This window comes from Psychrobacter sp. 1U2 (assembly GCF_051847575.1).
The window spans coordinates 1-601 of record NZ_JBPYDC010001436.1 but is presented as its reverse complement, the minus strand read 5'-3'; the positions used below and the strand labels follow the sequence as shown (position 1 = coordinate 601).

Sequence of the window (601 nt, the reverse complement as noted above, 5' to 3'; positions counted from 1 at the left end):
GGATGACGTACATGATAGTACAAATACTGCATATCAACCTGCTGAACATCAAAAAGGAACGTATTGTGCTCAGCGGTTAGCTCAATAGGTTGAGTGATAGCGGCGGCAATAGGAGCGTATTCAGCCCTATTAGGTAGCACGACTTTGATAGCATGATTGGGTGTGTCCGTATCAATTTGCGCTTGCAGACGCTCAAACACCGCTTGCCAGACTTTTGCAGGCGCATGAGTGCTTTTTTGATAGAGCTTTTCGCTTTGCATCGCGCGCGCTAAGGACTGAATAAGCTCTTGACCGTCATCCTGCTCATTGTTTCTTTCAACATTATTTTCATAGCTAGAATTGGTAGATAAAGAGTCGGGCTGTACAAATACTTCATCTGCAAAGGGTAGCGCTGGATGGCGCGTTACAAGCCATTTCTCAATCAGTTCAGGTAGATAACGTTGCACTTGAGCAGTTAAATCAGCCTGCGCATCTTTTTGAGCATTTTTAAGAGGATCCCACTGCCATTGCACTTCACCGCGCAAAAACTGCAATAGCTCGCTGACCGGATTAGCAGGCAGATGCTCGTGGATATCGGTTAGACGCTGACCATTATAAAAAA

General features: G+C 45.4%; 1 pseudogene. It reads right to left on the bottom strand.

Features of this window, described 5'->3' with window-relative positions:
* Positions 1 to 601, bottom strand: a pseudogene (locus tag ACS8FD_RS22505) (hypothetical protein); the annotation flags it as partial.